The sequence below is a fragment of the Cupriavidus sp. 30B13 genome (assembly GCF_049059565.2).
In the GTDB taxonomy this organism is placed as follows: domain Bacteria; phylum Pseudomonadota; class Gammaproteobacteria; order Burkholderiales; family Burkholderiaceae; genus Cupriavidus.
This window is the reverse complement of the sequence record NZ_CP188223.1, coordinates 3,406,623-3,420,691: the sequence shown is the minus strand read 5'-3', so window position 1 is coordinate 3,420,691 and position 14,069 is coordinate 3,406,623. Positions and strand designations below refer to the sequence as shown.

The following is a 14,069-nucleotide window of genomic DNA, read 5'->3' as shown; positions in this document are numbered from 1 at the left end:
AAAGGGGATCTGAAGACGGATGCGGCTACCCTGGCTACTCCTGTATCGGGCTTGTGCCGGTGTCGCGCGCGTAGACCAGCGTCCGATTGCGCATGGCAATCAGCCGGAAACCTGCGTCATGAAGAAGGATCGAGGCGTCGGAGATCTCCTGCCGGGTGTGCGTTTCGAAGAGGACATACCGGGTTCGCCGAAGCGTGTGTGATCCGCCCTTCAATGCCTCGGCGCCGTGCCCCTCGATGTCGATCTTCAGCAGATCGATTTGCGCGAGCTCGTATTTCTCCAGGCGCGCATCGAGCGTGCCCGTCTCGATGGTGCGCTTCTGCCTGCGTCCCGTCGCGCTGACACTGTTCTCTCCGAAGAGTGGATCATCGAAGCTGATCTCGAGGTTGTCTCCCTCGCTCGCGGACAGGGCGCACGTGATGGGCTCATACCAGCTTCCCGAGGTGCCAATGCGATCCTGGGTGAAGGCATGGGCCTCGCTCATCATGTCGAAGCCGAAGACGCGCACCTTCCGGTTGAGGAAGTGCCACCAGCGGATCGTCACCCCGATGTTGACGCCGCAATCCACCACGACAGGCTGCGCCGAGTGGGACAGATGGTCTTCAATGTCAGGGTGCCGGAGTTCTCCTTTGGCAAAGTTGTCGTGAATGTTGAGCACCTCGTCGAGGGTCGACACGGTGCCGAAGACGGGCAGATCCAGGCTGAATGGGACGGCCCGGACTGTTCTGAACAGCGATATCAAACGGCCCTGGGGACCGATCAGTTCCTTGAATTGTTTGTTCTTCATTGCAACCTGGATTGGAAATAAGTCGTGCAGTGCTGGCCATTGCGGATGGGGACACAAGCCCGGATTGGGATCGCAGCCGCCTGTCGAAGCGGAAAAGGGTCTCGATGACGGCGAGCCGTTTGGCCAGCAACGAACAGGTTAACGACTAAAAAGGTTGAATATCAACCTCAAAAGCACTTCATGTCAACAAGACGATGCCCAACCATTTAGGTGGACGTGGAGAGGGCATGCACAAAGTAGACATGGATCAACTGGGCGGCGTGGTGGGACGGGCGATTGCAAGACAGCGTGCAGCCGCCAACCTGACGCAGGAGCAGGTCGCGGAACGGTTGGGAATTGGTAACGAGGCGGTTTCCCGCATGGAGCGGGGCGTGGTGATGCCCACCATCGGGCGGCTCGCCGAACTGGCCGATATTTTTCAGTGCGAGACGTCAGACCTGCTGACCGAGGCCAGCAACCGCTCCAGCGATCAGGCCAATTACTTGATGCGGCTACTCTCGAAGCTGAGTCATCACGACCGAACTATGGTGGTCGAGATCGTCGAACGCCTGTCCGCTCGCTTGGCGCGTCGCTAAAGTGGAGACTCACTAGCTTCGCAGTGCTTCCCGTGGAAGCGGGACAAGCTCATTTGCTCCACGGGAAGCAGTACGAATGTCACGGCACGGTTTCCTGTTGTCTGTACCCAGACTTTTTGGCCGGTCGATAGCACATAGCTGGACAGCAGGTAATCTCCGGTTGCCAGCGCGTATTCGTTGCGTTGCCAATCTTCGTCAGTGATCTGACCCCAATCACCGCGCGCATGGCGAATCAAGACGTAGACAAGCGGGGTGCGAGCGGCGCTCAGTGCAGTCAGCGCGCCCAGCGAGACGAAGACGTTGCCGAGCATGACACGAGCAGGTGTGCGCAGTCTTGATGGCAGGTGGGCCGTTGCCATGTCAATAGTCTTCCGGCAGGAGTACGGTTGTCACCGAGCGGTCCGCCTCGGTAATGACCCACACCTTCCCGCCTCCGGGCAGGGCGTAGCTCGACAACAGCCGCGCACTCATTGCCAGCGCGAAATTGTTCTGCTGATGGTCTAGCTCATCGAGGTCGCCCCAATCACCGCACAAATGCCGTCGCAGCAGGGACTGCGGGGTGACGTTGGCTTGGGCGAGCGCCGCCAGCGCGGCAGGCGTGGCAAGCACCTGGCCGGGTGCGAAGCGAGGGGTAAAAGTTGCTGCCGAGCACGGTGCTTCGACCGGCTTGGTGCGATCGGCCGCGAGGGGAGTCTGTTGCATGGTTTATCTCCAGGGAATGTAAAACGTCAGGACGAACGCGGTCCTCCGGGCGAGCCGGATGCGCGAATGAGGTCATTGGAACGTCAGCAAAAACGTCCAGCGTCGGGGGAGACGCCGGACGGGCTACGAGACGCCGGGCAGGAATTCGAGCTGACGGCGCAATGCCGATGCCCTGGCCTGGGAGCAGCCCAGATGCCGGCGGATGCCGGTGACGGTCGGACGTAGTTCACCGGCTGCGACGGCTTGGCGTAGTCGCGTCAGGTCGTCCTCTGCCCCGGCATGACTGGCAGGGCCAGGGGAAGCCTGCGGCGTGACGGCGCCAGTCACGGACGCGTGACTGCCTGGCTCCGGCTCGTGACTCGGCGCGACTGGGGTATTACTGGGGATGACGGGAGGTATGACCGGCGGAGCATCTGGAGACGGTAGCGGTAGTCGCAGCGTGACGGTCCATAGCAGGCAGGCGACACCTTCCAGGACGGCCGCGAACGTCAGCCCCGACAGCAGGTCGACCCGGGCGGCTGTCGTGCCGAGTAACGCCGCCAATCGCGCCGTGACCGGATCGGCTATCGCGGCGTCATGCTGCTCCACCGCCCGATCTTGCGCGACTTGCCCGCGCCGGATGTCTTCGGTCTCGGCCTCCAGCGCATCGAGCGTGGCAGCCAGTGCGACACGCCGGCCTTCCAGCGTTGGGCAGTTGCCGGTACAGCGCTGCGCGTTGGCCGCCGCCAGTCGTGCGGTGACGTCGGCCCGTTGCGCCATGACGACCGTGAGACTGCGGCCTGGCTGCGACGCGGTAACAGGTAGCGTGGCCGCCCGCAGTTCCCCGACATGCCGCTGGGCGAGCAGGAAGAAGGTCAGATGACCGTACGACGTTGTGAGCAGGCTGGCCACCCACAGCACGGTTGCCGCGCCGCGCACCGCCGGTGGCGACTCCCGGGCCAGGGCTGGCAGCAGGTGTGCGCAGGCAACGAGAACCACACCGATTGCCACCCACACCAACCGCTCCGGCAGGGAACCCCCACGCTGCCACCCAGCCAGCACGGACAGGCAGATCGCAGTCACTGTCGCGCTCGCCGCCAGTACCAGGACACTGCGGCGAACGCCTATCATGCTGCTTTGCCCCCGAGCAGCGCCGCTTGCCGGTCTAGCTTGTCACGCAGCGTCGTTGCCGGTGCCTCACCCGTGGCCGATCCGTCACCGCTCGATGCCGGCCCGCCATGCGTGGCTGCGGGGTAAAACTCATCCACGACCGCAGCCGCTTCTTCTGGGCTGTCCTCGAACGCGCCATTGCTGAACCCGAGCCGGGCGGCCTCGTCCAGCGCTGCCTGATCGAATCCGGCCGTGCGCCGCCTGTCATTCAACTCTCTGGCGTCCGCGATTGCCGTTTCCAGCGTACTGCTGGCACGCACACCCAGATCCACGTAATAAATGGCGGACCGGTAGCTCTGCGTGGTGGACTTGCCGCGCAGCTTCAATTCCAGCGGCAGGCAGGCTAGCAGCCCACCCGACACCGCGCCGAAGTAGTGCAGGCGCGCGGCCAGTGTGCGAATGCTGTTGTAAGAGGTCGTGCGGAAGATGAACGAACCCATCTCGTCCTCGTCCCCGACAATGACGTTCAGCCGCCCATAGGGCTTGCAGCCGCCAGCCTTGCCGAATCCGCAGCCGTCTGGCGACGGGCAGGGCAGCGTGGCCAGGCCGTCGTTGCCCATCCGCTTGCAGGTTTCACCGTTGCCCACACAGACCGGCCGCCCGGTCTCGCGATCAAACAGGGAGTATTCGGCACGCAAATTCAAATTTGGATCATTAAAGAGTAGACGCACGGGAACCGCGCGCAGCTTGCCGTTGGCGCCCTTGCGCAGCGTTTCGTCGAGGGGGTGCAATACCCACCCGTCGCGGCCCTGGATCTGGCTGGTCAGGGTAAATTGGTCATCTTTCTCCGGCAGACGCTTGCCGTTCTTCTCGACCACGCGGCCGATGGAAATCCGCCCGATGACGGGCGGGGTGATACTCAAGCCTTTGAGCATGGGTTGTCTCCATGAGGGTGAATCAGGAACCGGCGTGAGCCGGGCTTGGTAATGGCGTACTGCGTGGCAAGGTCGGCGTGATCGGCGAGCAGGCGCTTCAGGTCAACGCCGGAACTATCCTTGCTGCGCTTGAAGGTGACTTCGCCGGTTTCGAATTGCGCCCGGGAGGCGTCGCCCATAGCTTGCTGGAGCGTCTGCTTGAGGCGGGCCTCAGCCCCTTCGCGCAGGGCGATTTCGGCGCGCAAGGCCACCAAATCTGCAAAGGTCGCGCTCAACGGACGGTCCCCACTGAAATCCACGGTCTGGCCGCTGTCCTGCGGGTACAGGCAGCGCAGCGCGGCATCGGCCGAATCCGAACCATCGGCAGGCGGCGGGGTGTCGCTTTCCACGCATTGCCAGAAACGCGCTTCCAGCAGCATCAACTGTCCGATCAGGGCATCGTCCCGCTCGATCCGGTGCACTTCCAGCTTCTGGCCACAGAGCAGCACGGCCACGTCGGCGGCCTGCTTGCCGGTCACCGCCAGCTGATGCTGAACCTGCAACTGGACGTATTCCGGTACACCCTCGCGCCACAGCCGTGCGCCGAACTCTCCAGCCGTCTTGCATTCGAGGATCTGCACGTCCGGCGCGCCTACTATCTCCCGGTCGATATTGGCGAGCATGTAGGGCACGGTCGGATGACGCAGGACCGCATTGACCTTGCGCACCCGGCGTCCGGTCTGCTGGGTATAGGCCGCTGCCACGATCGGCTCCAACAGTGAGCCCCAGTACACCGGCTCGGTGGTATCCATGGGGTCGGGCTTGACCAGGCCCGCATCCCGCCCAGTCTTCTCCAGCCACAATTCCAACTGGCTCTGATAGGGATTGAGTCCGACCGCTGCGGCGGCATCCGACCCACCGATGCCGGTCTTGCGCACGGCGAGCCAGTCTTCGCGGCTCAATCCCTTGGTGTCCACCAGGCGCAATGCCGGACGATTCCGGCCGCGCTCGGTCATTACCGCTTGAGACATACGTCCTCCTGAATAAAAAAATGCCCGGCGGGAACATCCCGGCCGGGCGGCTATGCCGTAGAGGCAGCAGAAAGCTGCGGAGTCATCATGCAACCAGTTTCATTGCTTCGTCCCACGCCTTCTGCTTGAGCGCAGCCCCCGCGCCGAACCAGGCCGCATCGCGACGGTGGTCATCACTGCGAGCGCGGCGGTGGTGATCGACGAACTCGGTAATGCTGTTGACCAGGCCCCAGGCGGTGCTGTCCGCCGAGGCCAGCAGCGCGCCCTTGCCGCGCCCGGTGTAGAGTTGTTGTACCGTCTTGATCGCGCTGTCGTTGACGCTGGCGGCAGGCCGATCCGTGGCATTCCCCGTGGGATAGGTCAGCACGCGCCGGAAGAACGCTTCTGCGGCATCATCCTTGACGCGGCACTCAGAGAGCGCCTTCATGCGGGCCATGAAGCCATCCCACGAGGAGATGGCGATGCCGAGCTGGCGCTTGACTGCCTGCGCATCAAATTGGCTGCGATGCGGGACTTTGACGGCGCCGGTGCTGTCGCTCAGGGCAATTGACAGGGTGTTGTTGCAGACCACGCGTACCGACGTGAACTGCGCGGTGGTCGCTAGCGTTCCATCGCAGGCCGTGGCCAGCAGCAGGTAGCCATTGACCTTGTCGCGACCCTTGAGCGTGGCGCTCTGGCCGGTCTTGGCGAGCGCCCAGAACTTGCGGCCTTCCTTGAGCACGCCCGCCGTTTCCAGTTCATAGCCGCCGACCTCGGTGAGATCCCGATAAAACTCCAAAATCTCAGCAGGTTGCACAACCTGGTAGCGGCTAGAGACAACGGAGAGCGGCGCATTGGTGTCCGAGCGGTACAGCACCTTCTGTTCTGGGAATGCGTGAATAGTCCCCAGTCCAGCGTTGCCGGAGACGAAGCGAACTTCAGATTCCTCGATGCGCCAGTTCATGCCGGCGCGATCGGCCCAGACCTCGAGCGGTTGATTCGCGGCTAGCTTGTTGCCGAGGCCGTGCCAGGGCGTTTCGTTAGCATAGGCCATTGTTTGTACGAGATGCATGATAGAAATCCTTGTAGAGAGAAAAATGCAAAAGCCCGGCCAAGGCCGGGCTCCAAGAGATGAGTTAAATGCAGAAAGGGGAACGCGCCAGTCGTCCCGGAATTCGATGTCGTCGGCGCCGTGTGTCTCCAGGTTCTGGTCGATTCGGTGTTGCCGGAGTAGACGGGGCGGCCATGGTAATCGAGGCTGGTTACGCAGGCGCAGCCCGGAATTGTTCGAGGGTGCCGAGAATACGCAGGCCTGTGCGTTTCACCTAGACTTGCTTCACAGCCAGGTCATGTTCGAGACCGTCATGCGTCGGAGCGAGGGATGTGGTAACCGCAAGCCATGGTGGCGGGACATAAAAGGCATAGAGCCCGGCGGGCGGGCCGGGCTCACAGGGAATTGAGACAGCCGACGCAGGCGGCGTGGTGTCACGCTGAAGGAACTACTCGCGCCTGCGCGCGCTGAAGACGTGTTGACAATCAAGGCAGCGGAAGTTGTCGAGGACGGCGTCGTCGATCGCCTCGCCGATCCGCGCGCCGGTGACGCAGCCCGTGGCGCCGCCCACGAGACCACCGATGATGGCGCCCGCGATCGTACCGAAGGGGCCACCGACCGAGCCGACAAGGGCTCCAGCTTCCGCGCCGCCGATTGCGGCCGAGGTACCGCCCACCGCGCCGGCAATGCCGCCGATGATGCCAGCGCCCTTGCGGGCGTAGTCGCGTGTTTCGATCCGGGTGGAATTGCAGCGAGGGCAGGGCGGCGTCATTGCGTGTTCCCCGGGAGCGTACAGGCCGGGCGCGTTGTTGCACCGCTGTCCGTGAGTCGGCAGCGCGGCGCAGCCTTCGTGCGGTTGGTGAAATTGTCGAGGCGAGCGTGTCTGCTGGTCTCGAGGATGACGATGACCAGAAGCGGTCGGGAAGGTCGTTGGATAGGTATCACGCTGACTCCATGAAGAGAGAACTCGATGGATGAGCCGCCTCACGGCAATACCGGGGCGGGTTCACGTCAGTGATATGTGATTGAAAAATCTTGGGATCAAGGCTGTGCGGGCCAGGATACTGCTACGGTTGTCAACGTGGGGCGACCGAATGCCTAGGATCGCGCATTGTCTAGGCTTTGCTCAAATGTCGTACAGCCGGCCATTTTCAAATGTCGGCACGGACGTTCGAAAACTGGCGGTTGGGGGTGGGGCAGTGTCGCCGAACTGATGCAATAGAGTTGCATTAGAGAGATGCATGGGTTGGCCCAAACACCGTTCAGGCGAACAAACTAGCGGTGGCTGCAGCCATGGCCGCGAGTGTCGCAGAACCCAGAGCCGACGTTGGACTCGGCACCATGTTCGGCCGCGTCCAAGCTACTGCGGCCATTCACTCCAGCCAGTCGCTCGAAGTCGAAACGCGTGAGCAATTGAATAAACCGTAAGCTGGATTCGAACAGACCGCTCCCTTTGAACCCATGAAAGCGCGAACTGCGGTATTTGCCGTAGGTGAAGTCGATTATGCGATAACGCTACGTGGCGCATCTACTCGTACCTATCAGTGTGCTCCTGTATGAGTGAAAGCGCTTCTGAGTATCGCGTCGCGTACACGTCGGGTGTAGTCTGTTTGAGGCGCTGAATCACCGTACGATGCTCTTCCTCGCTCGTTACAAACTCCGCGACGCCATATCGCGACGCTATGTCACTCAGTGGCGCTTTTCCCCATGCGTCTTCACCTGCTCCATCCGAGTGCAGTACAACGCTGTGAAAATAGCCGCGCTTGCTTATCTGTGTTCCTTCCCATCCTGGCAAAAACCGCGTGGCAAGAAGTGCGGTAGGTTGTAACCCGGCATGTTCGCGCATTGCTTCAGCAAAGACTGCGCACGATCCAAAGCTGAGGCGCGCGGCATGATGCGCGGCTATGCCGGAAGGATTTCTTGAGGGGATGCGTGCAAGAAAGCTACGGTGCCCCTCGATTTCTGCAAGCGCCTGGCTGACCATTTGTTCATCGGGCTGGTAGCGCAAAGGCAATTCCGCGAATCGGTCCTCGGCATAGAACCGAGTCAGCACGCCACCGCTGTTGAAACCGCGCTCGCGTACTTGCCTTCTGACGATCCGTTCGGCAAAGTCGAAAATCGACATCACGCCGCGTGGATCAAAAATCTTATCTGCGTTGTCGGCCACGTAAACACGAAGCGGGTAGAAGTTGCTTTCTTTGCAGTCTTCGGAGGGGCGCTGCGACGACGTAGACCACCAGTCAACATGTAGCAGCCAGCCAGTGCGCCGTGCGAGTGCGACAGCAAAGTCGATACAATCGCGGCTTTCCCATTCTTCTATTAGATTGCGTGCGAACGCGTCCTGCTGCTTCAACTTAGCTTGGCCCATGTAATTCCTCGGAATAACATACCTGTACGCGCTGGAGCGTGCCAGCTAAGACGAATCTACCACACGGTTTGAATGCAACCGACTGCATTCGATCCTTAGAGAAAGTCTGTAAGATGCGAACGGCCGTTCGTGGCCGGACTGAGCCGGCCGTTGGCCAGGGAAGGTGGTTGTCCCTGACCGACCCTTCTCGGTCATCCGTTGCGTAACGCCCAATAGCGGCTACGAGAGTTGAGCGGTCATCCGATGGCGAAGCGTAGCTGCCGGCGTCGCAAGGCACGCTGTTGCATTATCTAGAATCAGCTTACTTGCGACTTCCCCCTGGCTTGCGACGCCTCTTGCGCGGGCGAGCCACCTGTATTGATGTCCGCTGGCGACGAGTGCCATGATGGCGCCTGAGATGCCAGGCGAACCAGCATATCGCACAGAATGTCAGCGCCAGGGTGACCAAGTGCGCCATTACGACGTTGGACGGAAGATATAGTGGTCGCATCAGCTGGGCGCTCGGGCTTATTTCGAAGAAATCCGATGCATTGGGTCGCACGACAATTGCATGCCACCGACAGCGACCGCATGCAATTGCGTGCGCTTACCGTCGCTTCATGTCTACGACGGCCGGTTCGCCGTTGATCTTGTCGAACGTAACGGAAACCGCGTCGCCCTCCTTGAAGTTCTGTAGCGAAGCGCGGCCCTTAACAGGAAACGCCATCACCATGGCGGGCATGCCGAGGTTGTCAATCGGGCCGTGCTTGAGTGTTACCTTGCCGGTTTGGGCATCGATCTTCTTGACTTCTGCTGCGACAGGCTGCGGAGCCTTCGGCGATGCGGCAGACGGCTTCATGTCCATGCTTTTCATGTCCATGCCGTCCATGGATCCAGCCGCGAATGCCGCCGAGGCGGCCGTAAGGGAGAGAACGAATGCGAGAGTGTTGACGTGTTTCATTGCGTTTCCTCTGGAAGCGAGGGGTGGGTGGAAAGGGAGACAGATTTTGTCTGGCGTTTGCGTATCAGCAGGTACACCGCCGGGACAACAAACAGGGAAAGCAAGGGCGCGGTCGCCATGCCACCGACCATCGGGGCCGCAATGCGCTGCATGACCTCCGAGCCCGTGCCATGCGACCACATGATGGGAATCAGGCCAGCGAGAATGACCGCGACCGTCATAGCTTTGGGACGGACACGCTGCACCGCGCCTTCCTGGATGGCTTCCAGCAGCGCGGGTAGGCTTGCTTTGCCTCTGTCTTCTCGCTCGTTCCAGGCGTGCTTGAGGTAGAGCAGCATGATCACGCCGAACTCGGCCGCCACGCCGGCCAATGCGATGAAGCCGACCACGCCGGCCACCGATAAGTCGTAGCCGAGCGCATAGAGCAGCCAGAAGCCGCCGATGAGCGCCAGCGGCAGCGTGCCCATGATCAGCAGTGCTTCATCAAGGCGGCCGAACACCAGATAAAGCAAGACGAAGATGATCAGTAGTGTGAACGGCACCACTACCTTCAGCTTTGCGGTGGCCCGCTCCAGGTACTCGAACTGCCCCGACCAACTGAGGGAATAGCCCGCTGGCATCGGCACCGCCTTGGCCACCACTGCCTGCATGTCATGGACCGCTGAGCGCAGATAACGTCCGCGAATGTCCACGTAGATCCAACCGGACAGACGGGCGTTTTCGCTGCGCAGCATCGGCGGGCCTTGCACCACTTCAAGGCGTGCCACATCGGATAGGGTGATCTGCTGCCCTCGATCCGTGACGATGGGCAAGGCGCGCAATTGCTCCACCGAATCGCGGTAGTCGCGTGGATAGCGGACATTGATTGGAAAGCGCGCCAATCCGTCGACCACTTCCCCCACATTGTCGCCACCGACGGCAGAGGACACAAAGCTCTGGACGTTCTCGATGTTTAGGCCATAGCGGCCCGCCGCCATCCGGTCGATATTGACGTCGATGTAGCGTCCGCCAGACAGACGCTCCGCCGGCGCGGAAGTGACGCCCGGGACGGTTTTCACGGCTTCCTCGATGCGCGTGGCAAGCCGATCGATTTCCTTCAGGTCCGTGCCCGCCACCTTAATGCCCACCGGGCTCTTGATACCGGTGGCCAGCATGTCAATCCGGTTGCGGATCGGTGATACCCAGATGTTCGACAGGCCCGGCACCTTCACCACGCGATCGAGTTCTTCGACCAGCTTGTCCGGCGTCATGCCGGCGCGCCATTGATCGCGCGGCTTGAACTGGATCGTGGTTTCGAACATCTCCAGCGGCGCCGGGTCGGTCGCCGAGTCCGCGCGACCCGCCTTGCCGAACACGGTGGCAACCTCTGGCACAGTCTTGATCAGCCTGTCCGTCTGCTGGAGCAATTGCGCGGCCTTACCTGCGGAAAGGCCGGGCAGCGCAGAGGGCATGTAGAGCAGGTCACCCTCATCAAGGGGCGGCATGAACTCGCCGCCAACTCGCGTAATCGGCCAGACGGTCGCGGCCAGCAGAATTGCTGCAATGGCCACCGTGGTCTTCGGATAGGTCAGCACCTTGGCCAACATCGGCTGGTATGCACGTATCAGCCATCGGTTGAGCGGATTGGACTGTTCGCTGGGGATCCTGCCCCGGATCATATATCCCATCAATACTGGCACCAGGGTCACCGACAACCCAGCGGCTGCGGCCATCGAGTAAGTCTTGGTGAAGGCCAGTGGTGAGAACAGCCGTCCCTCCTGCGCTTCCAGCGTGAACACCGGCACAAAGGAGAGTGTGATGATCAGCAGCGAGAAGAACAGTGCAGGGCCCACCTCCGCCGCCGATTCGCCGATCACACGCCAGCGCTCCTCCCCGGAGAGTTCCCTTCCGGGATTGTCCGCATTCCAGTGCTCGAGATGCTTGTGCGCATTCTCGATCATGACGACCGCAGCATCGACCATGGCGCCGATGGCAATGGCGATGCCACCCAGCGACATGATGTTTGCATTGACGCCCTGGTAGCGCATGACCAGGAAGGCGGCTAGTACCCCCAACGGCAGCGAAACAATGGCCACCACGGCCGAACGCAGGTGGAACAGGAGGATCAGACAGACCAGCGCGACGACGATGAACTCTTCGATCAGCTTGTGCGTCAGATTGTCCACCGCGCGATTGATCAGGGACGAGCGGTCGTACGTGGTGACGATCTCGACGCCTGCCGGCAGGCTCTTCTGTAGCACGGCGAGCTTGGCCTTGACTGCCTCGATGGTTTCCAGGGCGTTCTTGCCCGAGCGCATCACGATGACACCGCCGGCGACCTCGCCTTGGCCATTGAGTTCGGCGATACCGCGCCTCAACTCGGGACCGAACGGGACCGTGGCCACATCGCCGAGCCGTACAGGAATGCCTGCTTCGCTGGTCACTAGCGGAATCTGCCAGAAATCATCGAGCGTCTTCAGGTACCCCGAGGCTCTCACCGCGTACTCGGCTTCACCAAGTTCAAGTACTGAGCCTCCGGCCTCCTGGTTCGTACCCTTCAAAGCCTCCAGGATCCTGGACTGGGGGATGTTGAAGGCGCGCAGCCTATCCGGCTGCAATACGACCTGATACTGCTTCACCATCCCGCCGATGGGAGCGACCTCAGCGACATTGGGCAGTGACTTCAACTCAAAGCGCAGGAACCACTCCTGTAGCGCGCGTAGTTGTGAGAGGTCGTGCCGCCCGGTCTTGTCCACCAGCGCGTACTCATAGATCCAGCCGACGCCGGTGGCATCCGGCCCCAGCGCCGGTTTGGCGGCTGCCGGCAGGCGTGACTACACCTGATTCAGGTACTCCAGCACGCGCGAGCGCGCCCAGTATGGGTCGGTGCCGTCCTCGAACAGGACGTAGACGAACGAATCCCCGAAGAAAGAGTATCCGCGTACGGTCTTGGCCCCCGGCACAGACAACATGGTCGTGGTCAGCGGATAGGTGACCTGGTTTTCGACCAGTTGCGGTGCCTGCCCCGGGAATGGAGTACGGATGATCACCTGCACATCGGACAGGTCTGGCAACGCGTCGAGCGGCGCACCGCCCACAGCCCCCACGCCGTGAGCATGACCGTGGCCAGGAGCACCAGGAAGCGATTGCGTATCGACGCCAGGATGATGCGCGCGATCATGGCTTGGCTCCTTCAGCACCGGTCGGCTGTACCGACGATAGCGTGGCGGCACCGTCTTGGTCCAGGCTGAAACGGAACAGGATGCGGTCGCCAGGTTTCAACCCCTTGAGCATTGCAGGGTCATGCGCGGCGAAATCCATCGTCATAGCGCCCCACTGTGCCGAAGGAATCGGTCCATGCGAAATTGTCAGGCCCGCAGCGTTCACAGCTTCGATGCGACCGATCCCCTCATGCTCCAGCACAGTCGCGGCGGGCGCGGATGCACCGGCCGGCGAAGCCAGCCGGTCCGACGTGCCGCGCAGGCTGACTTCGGAATCGATCAGAAACTGGCCCGACGTCACAACCTTTTGCCCGGCATTCAGTCCGGAGACGACTTCGGTCATGCCGTCGGATTCATGGCCTGTGCGGATTTCCGTGGCCACATAACCTTTCGGCCCCGCATCGACCATCACGACGTTGCGCTGGCCCGTACGAATCACGGCCTCGGATGGAATCTGCAGGACGTCCTGGCGATCGCCGCTGTCGAACCGCACGTTGGCAAACATGCCGGGCACCAGCCGGTGTTGCTTGTTGGGTAAGACGATGCGTACCTTGAGGGTGCGCGTGGCGGGATTGACGTCGGGCAGGATCGCATCGACCTTGCCGTTCACGGGTTCCGGGGCGGCGGTGGCCGATACCGTGACGGATTGTCCGGGTGCGATACCGTGCGCCTGTGCTTCCGGCACTTCGGCAATCACCCAGACCTGACCAAGATCCGCCAACCGGAAAAGTGTCATGCCCGGGGTGACTGTCATGCCTTCGCGCACTGTGATCTCAGTGACAACGCCGTCCAACGGGCTGGCGATGCCTTGCCCTGTCTGAAGTTTGCCCGAACGGGCGACGGCATCGGCTTGCCCCGGTGTCATGCCGGCTTGCCGCATGCGCGCTTTTGCCGCATCCGCCAAGTCGCCCTGTAACTCTTGAGGCATTCGGGCGACCGCCAGGTACTCCTCCTGCGCCGCCACCCAGTCGGGTGCATAGAGAGTGATCAGTGTCTGACCCTTTCGGACCGAATCGAGCGTGGCTCGCACTCCCACATGCTGCACGAAGCCGGTGGTGCGCGCCTGGATCACTTGGATGCTGCGCTCATCGATGGCGACATTGCCGGGTGCCTCAAGCATGGCACCCATGCGAGCGGCCTTTACCTCAGCGATGCGGATATCCAGGTTCTGCGTCACGCGACTGTCGATGGAGATTCCACTGCCGCCGGAACCGTCACCGTCGGCATAGAGCGGTACTAGTTGCATGTCCATGAAGGGCGATTTTCCAGGCTTGTCAAAGCGCTGGCCCGGCACCATCGGGTCGTGCCAATAGAGAACCTTTTTGCCCGTTTGCGGATCGCTATCACTAGCTTTCGCTGTCGCGCTCGTCGCCGGTTTGCCGGGCATCGTGGACGTGCCCTGCGAAACGCCGTAGCGATAGCCGGCATATCCG

12 protein-coding genes and 1 pseudogene are annotated in these 14,069 nt (G+C 61.8%); 1 reads left to right on the top strand and 12 read right to left on the bottom strand.

All coding sequences use genetic code 11. The features are described 5' to 3' along the window. Positions 1-34 precede the first annotated feature (34 nt). Entirely contained in the window at positions 35-787 is a 753-nt protein-coding gene (locus ACKI2N_RS15720; RefSeq protein ID WP_420993623.1) for an FkbM family methyltransferase, read from the bottom strand. Positions 788-1,014: 227 nt separating this feature from the next. On the opposite strand from ACKI2N_RS15720, the gene ACKI2N_RS15715 reads away from it, so the two are divergent. Continuing rightward, positions 1,015-1,362 (top strand): helix-turn-helix domain-containing protein, encoded by a 348-nt coding sequence (locus ACKI2N_RS15715; protein ID WP_420993624.1) that lies wholly within the window; start codon positions 1,015-1,017, stop codon positions 1,360-1,362. Here the strand turns inward: ACKI2N_RS15715 and ACKI2N_RS15710 are convergent. The 11 genes and pseudogenes from ACKI2N_RS15710 to ACKI2N_RS15660 all read right to left on the bottom strand — a co-directional run bounded on the left by ACKI2N_RS15710 (position 1,359) and on the right by ACKI2N_RS15660 (position 14,023). After that, the gene (locus ACKI2N_RS15710; RefSeq protein ID WP_420993625.1) at positions 1,359-1,721 is read right to left on the bottom strand and encodes a hypothetical protein; all 363 of its coding nucleotides are present in this window, start codon (positions 1,719-1,721) and stop codon (positions 1,359-1,361) included. The two genes, ACKI2N_RS15715 and ACKI2N_RS15710, sit on opposite strands and share 4 nt — an antisense overlap. A gap of 1 nt (position 1,722) precedes the next feature. After that, positions 1,723-2,064 carry a hypothetical protein gene (locus ACKI2N_RS15705; protein ID WP_420993626.1) on the bottom strand — a complete coding sequence of 114 codons (342 nt, stop codon included), beginning with the start codon at positions 2,062-2,064 and terminating at the stop codon, positions 1,723-1,725. A 123-nt stretch (positions 2,065-2,187) separates the two neighbouring features. Further along, positions 2,188-3,174: a hypothetical protein gene (locus ACKI2N_RS15700; RefSeq protein WP_426989928.1), complete on the bottom strand. Its 987-nt coding sequence runs from the start codon at positions 3,172-3,174 to the stop codon at positions 2,188-2,190. Continuing rightward, positions 3,171-4,088 (bottom strand): hydrolase or metal-binding protein, encoded by a 918-nt coding sequence (locus tag ACKI2N_RS15695; RefSeq protein ID WP_420993627.1) that lies wholly within the window; start codon positions 4,086-4,088, stop codon positions 3,171-3,173. The genes ACKI2N_RS15700 and ACKI2N_RS15695 overlap by 4 nt, the downstream gene beginning before the upstream one ends. Next, a complete protein-coding gene (locus ACKI2N_RS15690; RefSeq protein ID WP_420993628.1) occupies positions 4,073-5,098 on the bottom strand; it encodes a YqaJ viral recombinase family protein in 1,026 nt (341 codons plus the stop codon). Before ACKI2N_RS15690 ends, ACKI2N_RS15695 begins: the two co-directional genes overlap by 16 nt. An 85-nt stretch (positions 5,099-5,183) precedes the next feature. Then, a complete protein-coding gene (locus ACKI2N_RS15685) occupies positions 5,184-6,149 on the bottom strand; it encodes a DUF932 domain-containing protein (RefSeq protein ID WP_420993629.1) in 966 nt (321 codons plus the stop codon). A gap of 427 nt (positions 6,150-6,576) precedes the next feature. Then, positions 6,577-6,900, bottom strand: coding sequence for a hypothetical protein (locus ACKI2N_RS15680; RefSeq protein WP_420993630.1), 324 nt, complete (start codon positions 6,898-6,900; stop codon positions 6,577-6,579). A gap of 756 nt (positions 6,901-7,656) precedes the next feature. Then, complete coding sequence (locus tag ACKI2N_RS15675; protein ID WP_420993631.1) at positions 7,657-8,496, bottom strand: hypothetical protein; 840 nt, start codon at positions 8,494-8,496, stop codon at positions 7,657-7,659. 586 nt (positions 8,497-9,082) lie between these two features. After that, a complete protein-coding gene (locus tag ACKI2N_RS15670; RefSeq protein ID WP_420993632.1) occupies positions 9,083-9,436 on the bottom strand; it encodes a copper-binding protein in 354 nt (117 codons plus the stop codon). Beyond that, positions 9,433-12,596, bottom strand: a pseudogene (locus ACKI2N_RS15665) (efflux RND transporter permease subunit). The gene ACKI2N_RS15670 and the pseudogene ACKI2N_RS15665 overlap by 4 nt, the downstream one beginning before the upstream one ends. Beyond that, complete coding sequence (locus ACKI2N_RS15660) at positions 12,593-14,023, bottom strand: efflux RND transporter periplasmic adaptor subunit (RefSeq protein ID WP_426990849.1); 1,431 nt, start codon at positions 14,021-14,023, stop codon at positions 12,593-12,595. Before ACKI2N_RS15660 ends, ACKI2N_RS15665 begins: the two are co-directional and overlap by 4 nt. Between the last annotated feature and the right edge of the window lie 46 nt (positions 14,024-14,069).

Excerpts from the sequence above, each read along its gene's own strand:
- ACKI2N_RS15690 (WP_420993628.1), bottom strand. The coding sequence starts at position 5,098 with ATGTCTCAAGCGGTAATGACCGAGCGCGGCCGGAATCGTCCGGCATTG.
- ACKI2N_RS15705 (WP_420993626.1), bottom strand. The coding sequence starts at position 2,064 with ATGCAACAGACTCCCCTCGCGGCCGATCGCACCAAGCCGGTCGAAGCA.
- ACKI2N_RS15685 (WP_420993629.1), bottom strand. The coding sequence starts at position 6,149 with ATGCATCTCGTACAAACAATGGCCTATGCTAACGAAACGCCCTGGCAC.
- ACKI2N_RS15715 (WP_420993624.1), top strand. The coding sequence starts at position 1,015 with ATGCACAAAGTAGACATGGATCAACTGGGCGGCGTGGTGGGACGGGCG.
- ACKI2N_RS15695 (WP_420993627.1), bottom strand. The coding sequence starts at position 4,088 with ATGCTCAAAGGCTTGAGTATCACCCCGCCCGTCATCGGGCGGATTTCC.
- ACKI2N_RS15660 (WP_426990849.1), bottom strand. The coding sequence starts at position 14,023 with ATGCCCGGCAAACCGGCGACGAGCGCGACAGCGAAAGCTAGTGATAGC.
- ACKI2N_RS15675 (WP_420993631.1), bottom strand. The coding sequence starts at position 8,496 with ATGGGCCAAGCTAAGTTGAAGCAGCAGGACGCGTTCGCACGCAATCTA.
- ACKI2N_RS15720 (WP_420993623.1), bottom strand. The coding sequence starts at position 787 with ATGAAGAACAAACAATTCAAGGAACTGATCGGTCCCCAGGGCCGTTTG.
- ACKI2N_RS15680 (WP_420993630.1), bottom strand. The coding sequence starts at position 6,900 with ATGACGCCGCCCTGCCCTCGCTGCAATTCCACCCGGATCGAAACACGC.
- ACKI2N_RS15670 (WP_420993632.1), bottom strand. The coding sequence starts at position 9,436 with ATGAAACACGTCAACACTCTCGCATTCGTTCTCTCCCTTACGGCCGCC.
- ACKI2N_RS15700 (WP_426989928.1), bottom strand. The coding sequence starts at position 3,174 with ATGATAGGCGTTCGCCGCAGTGTCCTGGTACTGGCGGCGAGCGCGACA.
- ACKI2N_RS15710 (WP_420993625.1), bottom strand. The coding sequence starts at position 1,721 with ATGGCAACGGCCCACCTGCCATCAAGACTGCGCACACCTGCTCGTGTC.